This window comes from Mycetocola sp. BIGb0189 (assembly GCF_024810155.1).
Lineage (GTDB): Bacteria > Actinomycetota > Actinomycetes > Actinomycetales > Microbacteriaceae > Mycetocola > Mycetocola lacteus.
Window position 1 is genome coordinate 109,697 of sequence record NZ_JANUED010000009.1, and the last position, 16,979, is coordinate 126,675.

Annotated in this window: 15 protein-coding genes; 6 read left to right on the forward strand and 9 right to left on the reverse strand. The window is 64.0% G+C overall.

The window, feature by feature from the left end:
• Window positions 1-25: 25 nt before the first annotated feature.
• Window positions 26-289 (forward strand): hypothetical protein, encoded by a 264-nt coding sequence (locus M2390_RS14205; RefSeq protein ID WP_259179663.1) that lies wholly within the window; start codon window positions 26-28, stop codon window positions 287-289.
• 221 nt (window positions 290-510) lie between these two features.
• Here the strand turns inward: M2390_RS14205 and M2390_RS14210 are convergent, their stop codons facing one another.
• The 4 genes from M2390_RS14210 to rpoB form a co-directional block, all read right to left on the reverse strand.
• Window positions 511-1,197 (reverse strand): hypothetical protein, encoded by a 687-nt coding sequence (locus tag M2390_RS14210; RefSeq protein WP_259179664.1) that lies wholly within the window; start codon window positions 1,195-1,197, stop codon window positions 511-513.
• 32 nt (window positions 1,198-1,229) lie between these two features.
• Window positions 1,230-1,976, reverse strand: a complete 747-nt coding sequence (locus M2390_RS14215; RefSeq protein ID WP_259179665.1) for a hypothetical protein — start codon at window positions 1,974-1,976, stop codon at window positions 1,230-1,232.
• A 304-nt stretch (window positions 1,977-2,280) separates the two neighbouring features.
• Window positions 2,281-6,159, reverse strand: coding sequence for a DNA-directed RNA polymerase subunit beta' (rpoC, locus tag M2390_RS14220; RefSeq protein ID WP_121687523.1), 3,879 nt, complete (start codon window positions 6,157-6,159; stop codon window positions 2,281-2,283).
• Window positions 6,160-6,205: 46 nt separating this feature from the next.
• Window positions 6,206-9,697, reverse strand: a complete 3,492-nt coding sequence (rpoB, locus tag M2390_RS14225) for a DNA-directed RNA polymerase subunit beta (protein WP_030147966.1) — start codon at window positions 9,695-9,697, stop codon at window positions 6,206-6,208.
• A gap of 277 nt (window positions 9,698-9,974) precedes the next feature.
• On the opposite strand from rpoB, the gene M2390_RS14230 reads away from it, so the two are divergent.
• The 4 genes from M2390_RS14230 (at window position 9,975) to M2390_RS14245 (ending at window position 12,704) form a co-directional block, all read left to right on the forward strand.
• Window positions 9,975-10,850 (forward strand): spermidine synthase, encoded by an 876-nt coding sequence (locus M2390_RS14230; protein ID WP_259179666.1) that lies wholly within the window; start codon window positions 9,975-9,977, stop codon window positions 10,848-10,850.
• Window positions 10,851-10,917: 67 nt separating this feature from the next.
• Window positions 10,918-11,409: a SprT-like domain-containing protein gene (locus tag M2390_RS14235; protein WP_121687525.1), complete on the forward strand. Its 492-nt coding sequence runs from the start codon at window positions 10,918-10,920 to the stop codon at window positions 11,407-11,409.
• 49 nt (window positions 11,410-11,458) lie between these two features.
• Window positions 11,459-11,992, forward strand: a complete 534-nt coding sequence (locus M2390_RS14240; protein WP_259179669.1) for a DUF1697 domain-containing protein — start codon at window positions 11,459-11,461, stop codon at window positions 11,990-11,992.
• A 58-nt stretch (window positions 11,993-12,050) separates the two neighbouring features.
• Window positions 12,051-12,704: a CGNR zinc finger domain-containing protein gene (locus tag M2390_RS14245; RefSeq protein WP_259179670.1), complete on the forward strand. Its 654-nt coding sequence runs from the start codon at window positions 12,051-12,053 to the stop codon at window positions 12,702-12,704.
• A gap of 123 nt (window positions 12,705-12,827) precedes the next feature.
• Here the strand turns inward: M2390_RS14245 and M2390_RS14250 are convergent, their stop codons facing one another.
• The 3 genes from M2390_RS14250 to M2390_RS14260 all read right to left on the reverse strand — a co-directional run bounded on the left by M2390_RS14250 (window position 12,828) and on the right by M2390_RS14260 (window position 14,737).
• On the reverse strand, window positions 12,828-13,400 hold the full coding sequence (locus M2390_RS14250) for a 2-phosphosulfolactate phosphatase (RefSeq protein ID WP_259179672.1): 573 nt from the start codon (window positions 13,398-13,400) through the stop codon (window positions 12,828-12,830).
• Window positions 13,401-13,464: 64 nt separating this feature from the next.
• On the reverse strand, window positions 13,465-14,049 hold the full coding sequence (locus tag M2390_RS14255) for an EVE domain-containing protein (protein ID WP_259179675.1): 585 nt from the start codon (window positions 14,047-14,049) through the stop codon (window positions 13,465-13,467).
• Between the two features lie 64 nt (window positions 14,050-14,113).
• The gene (locus tag M2390_RS14260) at window positions 14,114-14,737 is read right to left on the reverse strand and encodes a M23 family metallopeptidase (protein WP_259179677.1); all 624 of its coding nucleotides are present in this window, start codon (window positions 14,735-14,737) and stop codon (window positions 14,114-14,116) included.
• Window positions 14,738-14,964: 227 nt separating this feature from the next.
• On the opposite strand from M2390_RS14260, the gene M2390_RS14265 reads away from it, so the two are divergent.
• Window positions 14,965-15,504 (forward strand): hypothetical protein, encoded by a 540-nt coding sequence (locus M2390_RS14265; RefSeq protein ID WP_259179678.1) that lies wholly within the window; start codon window positions 14,965-14,967, stop codon window positions 15,502-15,504.
• 42 nt (window positions 15,505-15,546) lie between these two features.
• Here M2390_RS14265 and M2390_RS14270 read toward each other — a convergent pair whose 3' ends face one another.
• Together M2390_RS14270 and M2390_RS14275 are read right to left on the reverse strand one after the other, a co-directional pair.
• Window positions 15,547-16,098 carry a hypothetical protein gene (locus M2390_RS14270; protein WP_259179680.1) on the reverse strand — a complete coding sequence of 184 codons (552 nt, stop codon included), beginning with the start codon at window positions 16,096-16,098 and terminating at the stop codon, window positions 15,547-15,549.
• Between the two features lie 171 nt (window positions 16,099-16,269).
• On the reverse strand, window positions 16,270-16,959 hold the full coding sequence (locus M2390_RS14275) for a M23 family metallopeptidase (RefSeq protein ID WP_259179681.1): 690 nt from the start codon (window positions 16,957-16,959) through the stop codon (window positions 16,270-16,272).
• Between the last annotated feature and the right edge of the window lie 20 nt (window positions 16,960-16,979).

Genomic DNA, 16,979 nt, shown 5'->3' on the forward strand with positions numbered 1-16,979 from the left:
TTGTGTCGTGGGGTGTTCGCCGTCTATGACCCCCGTTGATGCGTACATGGCTCCAGGCTACGTTCTGACCAATAGGTTAATCATCCCCGTGAATGGGGCAAGTAGTCGGCATCGGGATCTCGACTCCGAATCAGTCGGCCACCTCGATATTTTCGGCCGTTTCGACTTGAAAAACCCGATCAGATTTGCGTTGTTCCACACCGTGTGTCCGGCGGATTATCCAATCAAAAACATTCGCTATGTTTTGCGGCGGAATGACGGCGATAACCGCATGTGGCTGGCCGACTAGACCCGGGACGACGTCAGAGCTCGACGTCATGTTCCACGGTCGAGCCGCCGCCAATACTCCCGCGGGATGGCGCAAAATGATGCCACACCTGTCGCAAGAAGAAACACGCAAAATTCGCTCGTTATATGCGTCATCATGACATCCCCTGCGCGACACCTTAAACGCCCGCGTCCCGCCACTCTCGGGAGAGAGCGACGGGACGCGGGATACCGTGACCGGGTTTAGGACCCGAAAACGGTGTGCACGATGTCGGTGATGAAGTCGCGCTTGTCCAGGAACTGCACCTGCTCGGCCTGAATCCACAGTCCGTCGCGGAAGTAGCTGGTCTCCCACGCGCGATCGATTCCCTCATAGTGCAGGGTCAGAACCTGGCACAGGGTGCCGTCCAGCTCGGCGTCGCAGGTGGCACCGCGCTCGGCCAGCAGGGCGAGCACTGCCGCCTGCTGCTCGGGAGTGACCTGAGAGACGAAGGTCGATGCCCCGCTCTCTCCGGCACCACCCAGGGTGCAACGCAGCTGCTTATCCGAAACCGCCTTGATCAGCGCGATTGTTTTATCATCCGAGGAGCCGTCAAGCTGGTTCGTGGGATCATTCAACGGGTTGCGCTCGGCATATTCGGCCAGGAACCCCGGCGAATAGACCGCGGTGCAGTCCGCAGGCAGCGCAGCGGGTACCGGCGCGCTTGCCGAGGGCTCGGGCGTTGCGGAGGGTGACTCCGAGGCCGTCGCCGAAGGCGAGGCGGATGCCGACGCCGAGGGGCTGGAGGATGCGCCACTTCCACCGCCGAAGGCGCCGGAGACGGCCGCGATGATCAGGCCCGCGATCACCACGACAACCAGGGCAATGGCGACCCAGAGGCCGGTGCGGCGGGGGCGGACTACGTCTTGTTCCGACGAGTGTTCAGTCATTCGTGTTTTTACTTTCCGTGTAACAGCTCGGTTTAGGAGCCGAAAATCGCGTTAATGGAGTCCTGAAGGTAGTCTTCAGCGCGGAAGTTCACCTGTTGAGTGCTGATCCACAGCCCGTCCCGGGTGAACGAGCTCTCCGCTACGCCCGCGTACATTCCATACTGCTCAATGGTCTCGGGGGCAACCCGGCTGAGGACGCAGCGGGTTCCGCCGTCAACCTCGGTGCAGGTCGCACCAATGGCCTTCATTCTGGCGTTCACGGTCGCGGCCTGGGATTCGGTGACCGCGGCCACGGTGGTGTTCGCGCCGCTATCGCTGGGTGCACCCCAGCTGCAGAAGATGCGCGGCTCCAGGGTCTTGGTCAGGGCGATGATCTGGTCGTCACGACTGCTGTCCTGGCCCACATCGGGGTTGTTCAGCGGGTAGTTCGGATCACCGTCAATCTTCTGCAAGAATGCCGGGGTGAACACGGCCTGACAGTCGGTGGGAACGGACACTCGGGTCGGGGCGGTCGGGGCCTCCGACGCGGTCGGCGTTTCCGACGGCGCCACCGACGGGCTGGCCGAAGCGGAGGCCGAAACCTCGGCACTCGGACTCGGGGACTCCGCCGTTTTCCCGCCACCAAACGCACCCGAAACCGCGGCTATCACCACCGCAATCACCACCAGAACCGCAATGCCGATACCGATCCACAGACCAGTATGTGATTTTTTTGACTCGGTGGATGAGGCCTCCGCCGGAAATTCTTCCGGAACGTTGGGGCCCTCGGGTGTGGTCATGATGGTTCCTTTCCTCGCGTCTTGGCGCGCCAATTAATGGGTCGTTTGACCCGTGCCGTACCGGGAGAGGCAGAGCCTCGATCAACCTGGATGCACCCCGGTCAGAAATCCCCGTGCCGGCCACACCCCGATCAACCACGTTCCCAGCGTGATGAATTGTTCCCAGTTTATGTCCCACCGCCGTCTGCGCCAGTGCAAACTACACCCACAAACTATTTCGTTATCCAGTCGCGATAATTCCCGGTGAAAACGCAAAACCCCGCCCGCCTCCGAGGAGGCGGACGGGGTCTTATCTGGCTATCTACTAGTTGTAGGTACCCGGGGTGAAGTCGTCACCGGTGAAGGAGTCGAAGTCCACAAACGAGAGGTCGTTCTCGTCGAACACACCGTCGGATGCGAAGATCCGGTTCGGGTAGCGCTCGGCCTTCGCCTCGTCGGTGGCGTCGACAGCCACGTTACGGTAGCGAGCCAGACCGGTACCGGCCGGGATCAGCTTACCGATGATGACGTTCTCCTTGAGGCCCACCAGCGGGTCGGACTTGCCCTCCATGGCCGCCTGGGTCAGAACCCGGGTGGTCTCCTGGAAGGACGCGGCCGACAGCCACGACTCGGTGGCCAGCGAAGCCTTGGTGATACCCATGACTTCCTGACGCGCCGAGGCGGTGCGCTTGCCCTCTGCCAGTGCGGCACGGTTCAGCTCGTTGTACCGCGAACGGTCAACCAGCTCACCCGGCAGCAGCTCGGTGTCGGCGTGGTCAACCACGGTCACCTTGCGCAGCATCTGACGAACGATAACCTCGATGTGCTTGTCGTGAATCGGCACACCCTGCGAGCGGTACACGCCCTGCACGCCGCCCACGAGGTGCTTCTGCACCTCGCGCACGCCCTGCACACGCAGCACCTCCTTGGGGTCCACGGCACCAACGTGCAGCGGAGCACCCAGCTCAACGTGCTGGCCGTCCTCAACGAGGAGGGTCGCACGCTTCAGCACGGGGTAGACAACCGGCTCATCGCCGTTATCCGGGGTCAGGATCACCTTACGAGCCTTGTCGGTCTCGTCGATGGTGATGCGACCTGCGGCCTCGGCGATCGGGGTTGCACCCTTGGGGGTACGAGCCTCGAAGAGCTCCTGGACGCGGGGCAGACCCTGGGTGATGTCATCGGCCGAAGCCGAACCACCGGTGTGGAAGGTACGCATGGTCAGCTGAGTACCGGGCTCACCAATCGACTGGGCCGCGATGATACCCACGGCCTCACCGATGTCCACGAGCTTTCCGGTAGCGAGCGAGCGGCCGTAGCAGGCAGCACACACACCGACGGCGGACTCACAGGTCAGCACCGAACGCACCTTGATGGTGTGAACACCGGCGGCAACCAGCTCGTCGATCAGCACGTCACCCACGTCGGCACCGGCGTCGGCCACCAGGGTGCCGTTGTCGGCTACCGCGGCGGTTGCCAGCGAACGAGCGAACACCGAGTTTTCCACGTTGGGGTCACGAACCAGAACACCGGTGGAGTCCACGGCGGCGATCGGGAGCGAGAGGCCCTTGGTGGTGCCACAGTCGTCCTCGCGGATGATGACGTCCTGCGAGACGTCCACCAGACGACGGGTCAGGTAACCCGAGTCGGCGGTACGCAGAGCGGTGTCGGCCAGACCCTTACGAGCACCGTGGGTTGCGATGAAGTACTCCGCAACCGACAGGCCCTCACGGTAGGACGAGATGATCGGGCGAGGGATGATCTCACCCTTCGGGTTGTTCACCAGGCCTCGCATACCCGCGATGTTACGGATCTGCAGCCAGTTACCACGTGCACCCGAGGACACCATGCGGTTGATGGTGTTGTCCTTGGGGAAGTTCGCACGCATGGCCTCGGCGACCTTGTCGGTAGCCTCGGTCCAAATGGCGATCAGCTCGGCACGACGCTCGGCGTCGGTGGTCAGACCCTTGTCGAACTGGCTCTGAACCTTGGCGGCCTTCTTCTCGTAGCCGGCCACGATCTCGCGCTTGTTCGGCGGGGTGAGAACGTCGGACAGTGCCACGGTGACACCCGAGCGGGTAGCCCAGTGGAAACCGGCGTCCTTGATGTTGTCCAGGGTCGCGGCAACCACGTTCTTCGGGTAGCGCTCGGCGAGGTCGTTGACCAGGGCCGACAGGCGGCCCTTGTCTGCGACGTCCTGAACGTACGGGTAGTCCGCGGGCAGCAGCTCGTTGAACAGTGCCTGACCCAGGGTGGTGTCGACCACGATGGGTCCACCCTCGTAGCCCTCGGGCTTGACGGCCGGGTAGAAGTGCACGTCGTTCAGACGGATCTTCACCATGGCGTTCAGGTCCAGGCTGCCCTGGTCCTTGGCCATGATCGCCTCGGAGACGGTCGCAAACGCGCGGCCCTCACCGGTGGCACCCTCGGTCACGGTGGTCAGGTGGTGCAGACCGATGATCATGTCCTGCGAGGGCAGGGTCACCGGACGACCGTCCGACGGCTTCAGGATGTTGTTCGAGGCGAGCATCAGGATGCGAGCCTCGGCCTGAGCCTCAACCGACAGCGGCAGGTGAACAGCCATCTGGTCACCATCGAAGTCGGCGTTGAACGCGGCACAAACCAGCGGGTGCAGCTGAATAGCCTTACCCTCAACGAGCTGAGGCTCGAAGGCCTGGATACCCAGGCGGTGCAGGGTAGGTGCACGGTTCAGCAGCACCGGACGCTCACGGATGATCTCCTCGAGCACGTCCCAGACCTCGGGACGGGCGCGCTCAACCATGCGCTTGGCGGCCTTGATGTTCTGAGCGTGGCTCAGGTCGATCAGGCGCTTAATCACGAACGGCTTGAAGAGCTCCAGAGCCATCTGCTTGGGCAGACCACACTGGTGCAGCTTCAGCTGCGGGCCCACCACGATGACCGAACGGCCCGAGTAGTCCACGCGCTTACCCAGCAGGTTCTGACGGAATCGACCCTGCTTACCCTTGAGCATGTCGCTCAGGGACTTGAGGGCACGGTTACCGGTACCGGTGACCGGACGTCCACGACGACCGTTGTCGAAAAGGGCGTCGACGGCTTCCTGGAGCATGCGCTTTTCGTTGTTCACGATGATCTCGGGGGCACCGAGATCCAGCAGACGGCCCAGACGGTTGTTGCGGTTGATCACACGACGGTACAGGTCGTTGAGGTCGGAGGTCGCGAAGCGGCCACCGTCCAGCTGAACCATCGGACGCAGCTCCGGCGGGATCACCGGAACAACGTCGAGCACCATGGCGGCCGGCGAGTTGCCGGTCTGAATGAAGGAGTTGACAACCTTCAGACGCTTGATGGCGCGGATCTTCTTCTGACCCTTGCCCTCGGCGATCTGGAGGTGCAGCAGCTCGGCCTCGGCGGGCAGGTCGAAGGTCTCGAGGCGCTTCTTGATTGCCTCGGCACCCATGAATGCCTCGAAGTACATGCCGTAGCGGTCCTGCAGCTCGTGGAACACGGTGTCCTCGGGCTTCAGCTCGCCAACCTTCAGGTTGCGGAAGTCTTCCCACACGCGCTCGAGCTGAGCGATCTGCTCGTCGAAGGACTTGCGGGTCTGAGTCATTTCCTTCTCAGCCGCATCCTTCGCACGACGCTTCTGGTCGGACTTGGCACCCTCGGCCTCAAGGGCTGCGAGGTCGTCCTCGAGCTTCTTCAGGCGGTCGGCGATGCGAGCGTCACGCTGGTCACCCAGGGTCTTGAGCTCGAGACGCAGCTCGTTCTCCAGACCCGGCATGTCCTGGTGACGGCCCTCTTCGTCCACCGAGATGACCATGTAGGCGGCGAAGTAGATGACCTTTTCGAGGTCCTTCGGTGCCATGTCCAGCAGGTAACCCAGACGGCTGGGCACACCCTTGAAGTACCAGATGTGGGTGACGGGGGCGGCGAGCTCAATGTGGCCCATGCGCTCACGACGAACGCTGGACTTGGTGACCTCTACTCCACAGCGCTCACAAACGATGCCCTTGAAGCGGACACGCTTGTACTTGCCACAGGAGCACTCCCAGTCGCGGCTCGGGCCGAAGATCTGCTCACCGAACAGACCGTCCTTCTCGGGCTTCAGGGTGCGGTAGTTGATGGTTTCCGGCTTCTTGACCTCACCGTGCGACCAACGACGAATGTCGTCAGCGGTAGCCAGGCCAATGCGAAGCTCGTCAAAAGTTGTTACGTCGAGCAATTTCTCTCCTCAGGAAATTCTCTGGAAAATCTCTGCGTGGGCCTGGTTAGATCTCGTCCACGGACGAGGACTCAAACCGGGAAGAAATGTTGATACCGAGTTCTTCGGCGGCGCGGAAGGCGTCGTCATCGGTGTCGCGCAGGCTCACAACCTGGCCATCGGCGGAGAGAACCTCCACGTTCAGGCAGAGCGACTGCATTTCCTTGATCAGAACCTTGAAGGACTCGGGGATACCCGGCTCCTGGATGTTCTCACCCTTCACGATCGCCTCGTACACCTTGACGCGGCCAAGGATGTCGTCGGACTTGATCGTGAGCAGCTCCTGCAGTGCGTAGGCGGCGCCATAGGCCTCGAGGGCCCACACCTCCATCTCACCGAAACGCTGTCCACCGAACTGTGCCTTACCACCCAGCGGCTGCTGCGTGATCATGGAGTACGGACCGGTCGAACGCGCGTGGATCTTGTCATCCACCAGGTGGTGCAGCTTCAGGATGTACATGTAACCGACCGAAATGGGCATCGGGTACGGCTCGCCGGAGCGGCCATCGAACAGCTGTGCCTTACCGGAGTGGTCGATCAGGCGGTCGCCGTCACGGGTGAGGATCGTGGAGTCCAGCAGACCCGCGATCTCCTCCTCGGACGCACCGTCGAACACCGGGGTCGCAACCTTGGTGCCCGGGGCGGCTTCACGAGCCTGCTCGGGCAGGTTCTTGGCCCAGCTGGGCTTGCCCTCTACCTTCCAGCCCTGGGTCGCGATCCAGCCGAGGTGCGTTTCCAGCACCTGACCGAAGTTCATTCGACCCGGGATACCCATCGGGTTCAGCACGATGTCCACCGGGGTTCCATCGGCGAGGAACGGCATGTCCTCAACCGGCAGAATCTTGGCAATGACACCCTTGTTACCGTGACGACCGGCGAGCTTGTCACCCTCGGTGATCTTACGCTTCTGGGCGATGTAGACCACGACGCGGCGGTTGACGCCCGAGCCCAGCTCGTCGTCGCCGTCCTCGGCGTTGAACTCCTTGACGGCGATGATGGTACCGCGCTCACCGTGGGGCACCTTCAGCGAGGTGTCGCGAACCTCACGGCTCTTCTCGTTGAAGATGGCACGGAGCAGGCGCTCCTCGGCGGAGAGCTCGGTCTCACCCTTCGGGGTGACCTTACCGACCAGGATGTCGCCGGGGCGAACCTCGGCACCGATGCGGATGATGCCGCGCTCGTCCAGGTCCTTCAGCAGGTCCGGGGAGACGTTGGGCAGGTCGCGGGTGATCTCTTCCTTACCCAGCTTGGTGTCGCGAGCGTCAACCTCGTACTCCTCGATGTGAATCGAGGAGAGGGTGTCGTCCTTCACCAGGTTCTGGGAGAGGATCATCGCGTCCTCGAAGTTGTAACCTTCCCAGGTCATGAACGCCACGAGGAGGTTCTTACCCAGTGCCAGCTCACCGTTTTCGGTGGCGGGACCGTCGGCGATAACCTCGCCGGCCTCGATCCGGTCACCCTCGGTCACAACCACGCGGTTGTTGTAGCTGGTGCCCTGGTTCGAGCGGTCGAACTTGCGCAGGTAGTAGGTCTCCGAGCCGCCCTCGTCGAGCTGAACGGTCACGGCGTCTGCCGAAACCTCAGCCACAACACCCGAGCGGTTTGCGGTCACAACGTCACCGGCGTCGATGGCCGCGAAGCCCTCCATACCGGTTCCCACGATGGGCGAGGTGCTCTGCAGCAGCGGCACAGCCTGACGCTGCATGTTGGCACCCATGAGCGCGCGGTTTGCATCGTCGTGCTCGAGGAACGGAATCAGCGAGGTTGCTACCGACACCATCTGGCGCGGGGAGACGTCCATGTAGCCGATCTCGTCGGGTGCGAAGAGGTCAACCTCTCCACCCTTCTTACGAGCCAGCACGCGGTCCTCGGAGAACGAACCGTCCTCGTTCAGCGGTGCGTTTGCCTGGGCGACGATGAAGTCGTCCTCTTCCATGGCGGTCAGGTAATCGATGTTCTCGGTCACCACACCGTCGACAACGCGACGGTAGGGGGTCTCGATGAAACCGAAGGCGTTGATGCGTGCGAACGATGCCAGCGAACCGATCAGACCAATGTTGGGGCCTTCAGGGGTCTCAATCGGGCACATGCGGCCGTAGTGGGACGGGTGAACGTCTCGCACCTCGACACCGGCGCGCTCACGGCTCAGACCACCGGGGCCCAGGGCCGACAGACGACGCTTGTGGGTCAGACCCGCGAGCGGGTTGTTCTGGTCCATGAACTGCGACAGCTGCGAGGTTCCGAAGAACTCCTTGATCGCGGCGACGACGGGGCGCACGTTGATCAGGGTCTGCGGGGTGATCGCCTCGATGTCCTGAGTGGTCATGCGCTCGCGAACCACGCGCTCCATACGGCTGAGGCCGGTACGGACCTGGTTCTGGATGAGCTCACCCACGGCACGGATACGACGGTTACCGAAGTTGTCGATGTCGTCGGTGTCGATGCGGATCTCCGCCGGAGCGCCCTTACGGACACCGGTGAAGTGGGTCTCGCCGGCGTGCAGACGCACCAGGTACTTGATGGTCGAGACGATGTCTTCGACGGTCAGGACCGAGTCGGTCAGCGGTGCCTCAAGACCAAGCTTCTTGTTGATCTTGTAGCGACCAACCTTGGCGAGGTCGTAACGCTTGGAGTTGAAGTAGAAGTTGTCCAGCAGGGCGCGGGCAGCCTCGGCGGCCACCTGCTCGCCCGGACGCAGCTTGCGGTAGATGTCGCGCAGGGCGTCGTCCTTGGAGACGATCGAGTCCTTCTCCAGGGTCAGGGCGATCGACTCGTAGCCGGCGAACTCGCTGGCGATGTCTTCGCTGGTCAGACCCAGGGCCTTGAGGAAGACGGTGACCGACTGCTTACGCTTACGGTCGATACGCACACCAACCTGGTCGCGCTTGTCAATCTCGAACTCGAGCCATGCACCACGGCTCGGGATGACGCGTGCCGAGTAGAGGTCCTTGTCGGAGTTCTTCTCGGGGGTGCGCTCGAAGTAGACACCGGGGCTACGAACCAGCTGGGACACAACCACACGCTCGGTACCGTTGATGATGAAGGTACCGCGCTCGGTCATCAGCGGGAAGTCGCCCATGAAGACCGTCTGGGTCTTGATTTCGCCGGTGAGGTGGTTCATGAACTCAGCCTCGACGTACAGCGGAGCAGCGTAGGTCTTGCCACGCTCCTTGCACTCCTCGATGGAGTACTTCTCCGGCTCCAGGAACGGAGCGGTGAAGCTGAGCTGCATGGTCTCGCCCAGGTCCTCGATGGGGGAGATCTCCTCGAAGATCTCATCGAGGCCCGAGTTCGTCGGCAGGTCGTTGCGTCCCTCGGCCTCAGCCTCGGCGACGCGGGTCTTCCACGCCTCCGAGCCAACCAGCCAGTCGAAGCTCTCGGTCTGGAGAGCCAGCAGGTCGGGGACCGTTAGGGTGTCAGTGATCTTTGCGAACGACAGGCGGGAGTGCCCGCGGCCGTTCTTGGGTGAAGTGGTGGATGCGTTGCGCGCAGCAGCCAAGGAAATTACCTCCGTGGGCCCCGTCGGGCCTAGTTACCGTGAGTAAGGTGGAGTACTCGCCGGACGAACAGTGCGGACACTTCATAACCCCGTTATCTGGGTAGTGAAGCACCGAGGCCGACCGCAATATGAAGGCGTGGTGAAACGTCTGGGAGCGCAAAGGTCAAGCATATGCGACAATTCACGCAAAGTCCAGTACGCGAGTTGAAAAGTTTGAAGCGGTCCGGTATAAGCGCGCGAGTGATCCACTCCCGCGGCCGTAAGCTACGCTCTATCTGTGGCTCAACAGCAGGAAAACCCCGGCGTCCAACTCGGCTTTAGCGGCTATCACGCGGTGATCGAGCCCGACCAGTTTGTGCCCGGCACGTTCCAGTTGGTGGTGGATGGGACCCCGCAATCCCACGTCGACCTTGACCGGCCCGACAACCTGTTTTTCGAGTACGTGCAGCGCATCGGTCACGTGATCGACCTGCTGGATACCCCCGGAAAGCCGATCACCGCCCTGCACCTGGGCGCCGGTGCGCTGACTCTGCCCCGCTACGTGGAGGCCACCCGTCCCGGCAGTCGGCAGCAGGTGTTGGAGCTCGAGCGCGAGCTGATCGACCTGGTGCGCGAGCACCTGCCGTGGCCCAAGCGTGCGGCCATCCGGGTCCGCTACGGCGACGCCCGCGAAACCCTGGGCAAGCTGCCCGCAGGGATGCACGGGGCCTGCGACCTGATCGTGGTCGACATCTTCTCCGGCGGCCAGACCCCCGCCCACGTGACCAGCGTCGAGTTCTACCGCGAGGTCGCAAAGTTCCTCTCCCCCACCGGGATCATCGCGGTCAACGTGGCCGACGGCCCGGGTCTCGCATTTGCGCGCAGCCAGGCGGCGACCCTCGGCGCGGTCACCGAGAACGTGGCGGCGCTGGCCGAAACCCAGATCCTCAAGGGGCGCCGATTCGGCAACGTGGTGTTGATCGGGTCGTTCGCGCCGCTGCCGATGGACTTCATCCCGCGCCTGCTCGCCGGCGGGCCGCACCCCGCTAAGGCCGTGCAGGGAACCGAACTGCGCGCCTTCATCGGCGGCGCACGACCCGCGACCGACGCCGACGCGGTGGGGTCCCCGCTGCCCGACCGGGGTGTGTTCACCTTCAACCGGCAGGGAAGCTAACCCCACTTCGGGACCCAGTTTCAGCATTCCGGGCACCAAAGTCACCGGGAGGGGTTACCGTAGTCTCATGGCCGATCTTGAGCGCGTCCGAATCTGGGCGCAGGCACTCATCACGCTGCACCTCCCCAACCAGGGATGGAGTTTCCGCTTCGACAACGCTAAGCGGCGAGCCGGGCTGTGTAATTACACCGCCAAGGAAATCTCGGTGTCCCGCTATCTCGCCGCCCGCTATGAGGACGACGAGATCCATCAGATCCTGCTGCACGAGGTTGCCCACGCCCTCGCCGGATCCCAGGCCGCACACGGTCCCAAGTGGCGACGCGTGGCCGAGGGGCTGGGCTATGAGGGTTCCCGACTACACCACGGCGAGACCGCCGATGAGCTGGCCCCCTGGGTGGGAACCTGCCCGCAGGGTCACACAATCTTTCGGTACCGCAAGCCCGTGCGTCGCAGCTCCTGCGCCGAATGCTCGGCGAGCTTTGATCCGCAGTATGAGCTGCGCTGGATTCGCCGGGAGATCACCGCGGCCACCCGTGCCGCGGCGATGGTGAGTCGATGAGCGCAGAGCCTTTGAACACGCACCCGTGCATCCGGGCGGAGTCGAACCGATGAGCGCCACGCGGGTTGCGCTGCTGCGCGGGATCAACGTCGGCGGGGTGCGCATCACCTCGGCCGAGCTGGCCGCGGTCTTCACCGACCTGGGGCTGAGATCGGTGAGCACGGTTCTGGCCACGGGCAACGTGTGCTTTTCCGGGGCGATCGAGCCCGCAACCATCGAGCGTGCCCTCTCCGAACGCTTCGGATACTCGGCCCGGGTCATCCTGGTTGAGGTGTCCGAGCTGGCCTCGCTGCTGACCCGGACACCGTTTGCCGAGGATCCCGAGCGTCACCGCTACGTGGTGTTTGCCGATCCCACCCCGGACCAGACCGAAACCTGGGCCGGGCTCGTCGCCTGGGACGCGGAGGGTGAGGACCGGGTCGTGGGCGACCCCGATCGCCACGTGCTCTGGTGGTCTGTCCCGCGCGGTTCCAGCACCACCACCCCGTTTGCCAAGGCCACCGCCCGCGCGGGCACCCGCGGCCTGAACATCACCACCCGCAATATCGGGACGCTGCAGAAGATCCTGGCGCGCGCCAGCTAGCGCGCGCATCACGCACGTGATTTCACGTTCGGGCCCCGGATTCAATACCCTTGGGTTCGTGATTGATCAGAATGGTGAAACCGTTGCGACGGGCCAAGAGTTCCGCTCCCGAGAGGGCGTGACCTGGCTGTTTGACAGCGGCAGCACCGCGCTTGACTTCTGCTACACCGGTGCCTGGGGTGCGGCCGATGGACACCTGGACGAGGCCGTGGAGCTGCTGGGCGACCCGCTCGCACTGGGCACCTGGCTGAGCACCCGCATCCCCTGCTCCCCCGCAACCGACCGTGACCTCCAGGATGCCCAGGCCCTGCGATCCACCATCGCGCGGATCGCCCGGGCCCTGGCAGATGAGTACCCGCCCGCGGGCACCGACATCGACATGCTGAACCTGTATGCGGCCACCCCGGATGTCCCGGCACGCCTGGCCGGCGGTGCCCGTCAGGCCGGACGCACCGAACCGCGCGCAGCGCAGGTGCTCGCGAGCATCGCCCGCGATGCGGTGGCCCTGTTCTCGGGTCGCCTGGCCGGACGCCTGCGTCACTGCGCGGCGGACGACTGCGATCTGATCTACTTCGATTCCTCCCGCGCCGGAACCCGCCGCTGGTGCTCGATGCAGCGCTGCGGCAACCGCGACAAGGTCCGCCGCCACCGTGCCCGCCTGGCCGAGCGCACCCAGTTGGCGCTGGCCGGCAACCGTCTGCCCACGCTGTAGCGCGGGAGACTCCGCACTCGACGACCCTCTCCGGAAACCCGAGGATGGGGCCCACAGACGAACAGGCCAAGTCGAGGCATGTGCCCGGAACGGACAAGCCCGCACCGGCACCCCTGGGCGGCGTTACTCGGCGTGTGCCTCTACCGGTACCGGCGACTCGCGCAGCACCACAACCTCGGTCTGGCTATCGATCTGGGCCGCGGCCTTGACCGGCTCCAGGCTCAGCTTGCGGCGCACGTTCTGGCCAACCACCGAGGCGGTAAACAGGTGTCCGCTGGCCTGACGCAGTCCCGCATAGGCGGCACCGGCCACGGCGGCCTCGGGGGAGGTGAAGTCGATGCCGCGGTCGGCGAGCGCCTCGATGATGGCACCGGCGGCCAGCAGATCGTGGCTCGCAAACCCATCCTCGAATCCGGCGGCAACCAGCGCAATGCTGACCCGCTTTCCCAGATCTACCTGGCGGCGCAGGATCCAGTCGGCCACGGCCGAACGGGTGGTGAGGGCACCGAGGATGATCGCGCTGGTCGGAGCGACCTCTTCCAGGCTCGGCAGCGAGCCAGCCTCGGGTAGGGCATCCACCCAGACGATGATGTCGGCGTCGGCGAGGCGACGCAGCCCGGCCGATCCGAAGTCGAAGCGCACCTGGTAGCGAGCCTGGGCGGGGGCGAAGGTTTCGGGGAGGCTGGAATCGGTCACGGTGCCAGTGTAATCCGCACGGAGGCCTCGATCGTGTCGGGTGACATAATTCCCGTCATACAACCTATTCGGATTCCGCGACCCACAGCGGCAGTGCCGCCCCCGGGGTCTGCTCGGACTGCTCCTCGCGCCAGCGCAGCAACCCGGCACCGGGCGCAATGTTCGGGTCCCCTCCGGGCCCGGCGGCGGCGATGCCGTGTGGACGATCCTCGGGCAGCGGCGGGCCCATCTCCTCACGCAGGATGCGGAAGTCACGCGCCGAGATCTCGATGAGTCCGCGTCGCAGGGGCTTTGCCCAGTCCCATCCGGCAGACAGGTCGAGGACATCGCGCAGCAGGCGCAGGGGGATCACATCGGCATCGGGCTCCCAGAGCACAGCCCGCTGCCAGGGACGCAGGCGCTCACCCGGCGGGGTAGGCATCTCCACGCGACGCACGTCGCTTGCGGTCAGCCTCCCGATTGCGGTGAAGGAGCGCAGGGGGTCCTCATCGGTCGGGCGGGTACGCGGGCTATAGAGCACAAGCCCGTCGGCCTCACCCAGTTCGGCAAGCTCTCGACGTAATCCCGGCGACACCGCAAACACCCCGTGGCGCTTACACCACGCGGCCTGCTGCCCGGAAACTACTCCGAGCCAGTAACGGATCGCCATAGATTCTTTTTACCGCATTCCGTGAAAACGCTCGTGGCGGCACAGCGGATTCATCCGGTCTGCGCTATCCGCCAACAACGAGGGCTCGCCAGACATCAAACTGACGATCGTTTCCGTTCAGCCGACGCTGCGCGAGCGGGGCCGCCTGTTCGATTTCCTCCGCATTCCGCAACGGTCGAAAGAATCCGGGACCGATAAGGGCTGCCCCACGTCCCGGAGATTGAATAAGAATCATGTGTATGTCCTCCTCTTGCGGGGGCTGAACCCCTGCGCTACTGATCAAATCGATGTGGGTGAGCGGGTCCACCGCGGTCCCATATCCGGGACGAGAAGCGCCCCGATTGTGCACCTCAAAGTGCAGGTGGACCCCGGTGCTGACCCCAAATCTTGGGCCGATATATCCGATCGTCTGCCCCTCGGACACCCGGCTCCCCACCCCCGGACCGGCCGCCGATCCAAGCATGTGATAGCGCGTGCTCCACCCGCCCCCGTGGTCCACCTCCTTCCAGAAGTTGATCGCGGCAGTCTGACCCGCACGGCTCACAGTGCCCGCGGCGGCAACCGGAACCGCGAGTCCGGCCCACACTCCGGAGCCGAAATCGACCCCTCGGTGCAACGGATCCCGTGCAAAGTTGCGTGGCCCAAAAACCTGGGTGATCTGGTTCCGGGCAAACGGAAGTCTTGCCACCGCCCCTCCTCATTCCTGATTACATATCAAATGACGTGAATGTCTACGATATTACTAAATCTTTGACATCCATGGGGCAATTAACGGGATGACGCGGGATTCATGACAACGATCCCGGAGCGCGATCCCCCAGCGAACACTCCACCCCGTCACCGCCCTCACAAGAAATGATTTGTGCGCAGGGATACACGCTGGCGCTCGCGATCACGATCACCCAGACTGGTGGGATGTACGTTCAGCTGAAGTTCCCGATGGACACTCCATCCGATGCGGCCTGGCGCGCGCTCCGCTCGGTCGCCGTGGTGCGTGAGCTCTACTCCCCCCTGGTGGACGTCCGCCCGCTTGGGGACTTCATCCCGGAGAACGGCAGCGCATCGGTCGAGTTGGAAAACCTCGAAGCCGTTGCCACGATGTGGGAGCCGGGATCGGTGGAGTGCCGGGCACGCCTGTTTGGGATCATCCCACTGGGCCGACAGATCATTCGGGTGAGCTTCGAACAGGCCGAGGATGGCCGCACCAACCTCTTTGTTGATACCGGTGGCGCCACCTCGGGGCCGCTGGCACTGCTCACCGGCTGGCGGCACCGGATGGCCGTCTCTCCACTGCCAGGGGATCCCGGCCGCTCGCTCTGGCGCGACCGGGTCGAGTTCCACGGGCCGATGGCACCGCTGTACTGGCCCGTGCTGTGGGCACTGTGGCAGTGGCGGGGACAAAAAATTCGCGCGCTCGCACCCGGGTGGGCACAGCGCGCGAATGAGGCAGGCTAAACCGATCGGTCAGGCCTCGATGCAGGGGCGCTCGCGATCGGGCTAGTCCAGGTCGAGCTTCTTATCGCAGCTCACCGGGTCGTTATCGTCCTCGTCATGGTGGGATTTACGCTCCCCATCCACGTAGATCTCGCACCGCACCTCACCGACGTTTCCCGGGATGTTCTGAGCCCAGACGATGACCTTTTGATAGTCACCGTTCGCGTCCAGGGTCAGGTCGAATTCGGTGCTCCAGGGAAGGGTCTGCTCGGTAGCGGCGGCGGCGTTCTCACGATCACTCACATCGTCATCCAGGTGTCGCCGATTCTGGCTCTCGGGCACCGTAAAGTCACGGATGAGCGCGCGAGGGGCGTCGCCGCTCACTCGGATCTCGACGTGGCGAATCGGGGAACCCTGGTCCCGGTCCCGATCGCCGCGGTGCGCCTGATCCGGATGGTCACCACCCTCGCCAGCCGGGGTGAGCACGGCGGATGCGCTGGGCGCCGCCCCAGGCACTGCGGACCCGGATGCGCATCCGGTGAGTGCAATACCGGCCACCAGAAGAAGAGGGGCCGTGCGAAATACACGCGCCCACAGTGGGTTCCGAGAGGCCATACCGCTAGTTTTCTGCATGCCTCCAGCGTGCGCCCCCGAGGACAAATATGGGGCTCGTGTGTCCGGCAGCGCCCCCTGCAACGACGCAAACGGCGGCCGGAGCCCCCCGAAGGGAACCCCGACCGCCTGACGCCGAGGGGCTGATCGTCACCAACACCGAGGCGATGTCACCTAGCGTGCAGCCTTGACCGCGGCAGCCACGTCGGCGACCAGCTGCGAGTAGCGGTTACGCGACTCGCGCAGCACGGTGGACAGCTCATCCTCGGTCGAGAGGGTCACCTCGCCGTAGGCCTTGGTGTTGGCACCGATGCTAAAACCCTGCCCACCGCTCATGCTGGTGTACACGGTCTGACCGAGCTCGGAAATCAGGGCAATGGTGCCGTTGGGCACCTTGAGGATCTTGGGCATGTCTTCTCCAATTCGGGGTGTGGTCGGACCGGTCGGTCCGGGGATGTTGTTGATGTTTGTCAGCGGATCTACGGCGGTGCCGTAGTTCGGCCGGGACTGGTTCTTGTTGTGAACCTCGAAGTGCAGGTGCACCCCGGTGCTCACACCAGACTTGGGGCCGATAAAACCGATGGTCTGGCCCTCGGTAACCCGAGCTCCCACGGCGGGACCGGCGGACGACCCCAGCATGTGATAGCGCGTGGTCCAGCCACCACCGTGGTCAACCTCTTTCCAAAAGTTGATCGCAGCGCTCTGGCCCGAGCCGATGACGGTTCCAGCCGCCGCGACCGGAACTGCCAGCCCGACGCTGACACCGGAACCAAAATCGATCCCCTTGTGGAAGGGGTCCTGCGGAAAATCACGCGGCCCAAAAACCTGGGTCACCTGACTCCGCGCAAACGGAAGTCTTGCCATCACTCCTCCTTTCGTTATGT

Bases quoted from the DNA above. Each gene is read 5' to 3' on its own strand.
- M2390_RS14205 (WP_259179663.1), top strand. From the start codon at position 26: ATGACCCCCGTTGATGCGTACATGGCTCCAGGCTACGTTCTGACCAAT.
- M2390_RS14210 (WP_259179664.1), bottom strand. From the start codon at position 1,197: ATGACTGAACACTCGTCGGAACAAGACGTAGTCCGCCCCCGCCGCACC.
- M2390_RS14215 (WP_259179665.1), bottom strand. From the start codon at position 1,976: ATGACCACACCCGAGGGCCCCAACGTTCCGGAAGAATTTCCGGCGGAG.
- M2390_RS14235 (WP_121687525.1), top strand. From the start codon at position 10,918: ATGGCCGATCTTGAGCGCGTCCGAATCTGGGCGCAGGCACTCATCACG.
- M2390_RS14240 (WP_259179669.1), top strand. From the start codon at position 11,459: ATGAGCGCCACGCGGGTTGCGCTGCTGCGCGGGATCAACGTCGGCGGG.
- M2390_RS14255 (WP_259179675.1), bottom strand. From the start codon at position 14,049: ATGGCGATCCGTTACTGGCTCGGAGTAGTTTCCGGGCAGCAGGCCGCG.
- M2390_RS14265 (WP_259179678.1), top strand. From the start codon at position 14,965: ATGTACGTTCAGCTGAAGTTCCCGATGGACACTCCATCCGATGCGGCC.
- M2390_RS14270 (WP_259179680.1), bottom strand. From the start codon at position 16,098: ATGGCCTCTCGGAACCCACTGTGGGCGCGTGTATTTCGCACGGCCCCT.
- M2390_RS14275 (WP_259179681.1), bottom strand. From the start codon at position 16,959: ATGGCAAGACTTCCGTTTGCGCGGAGTCAGGTGACCCAGGTTTTTGGG.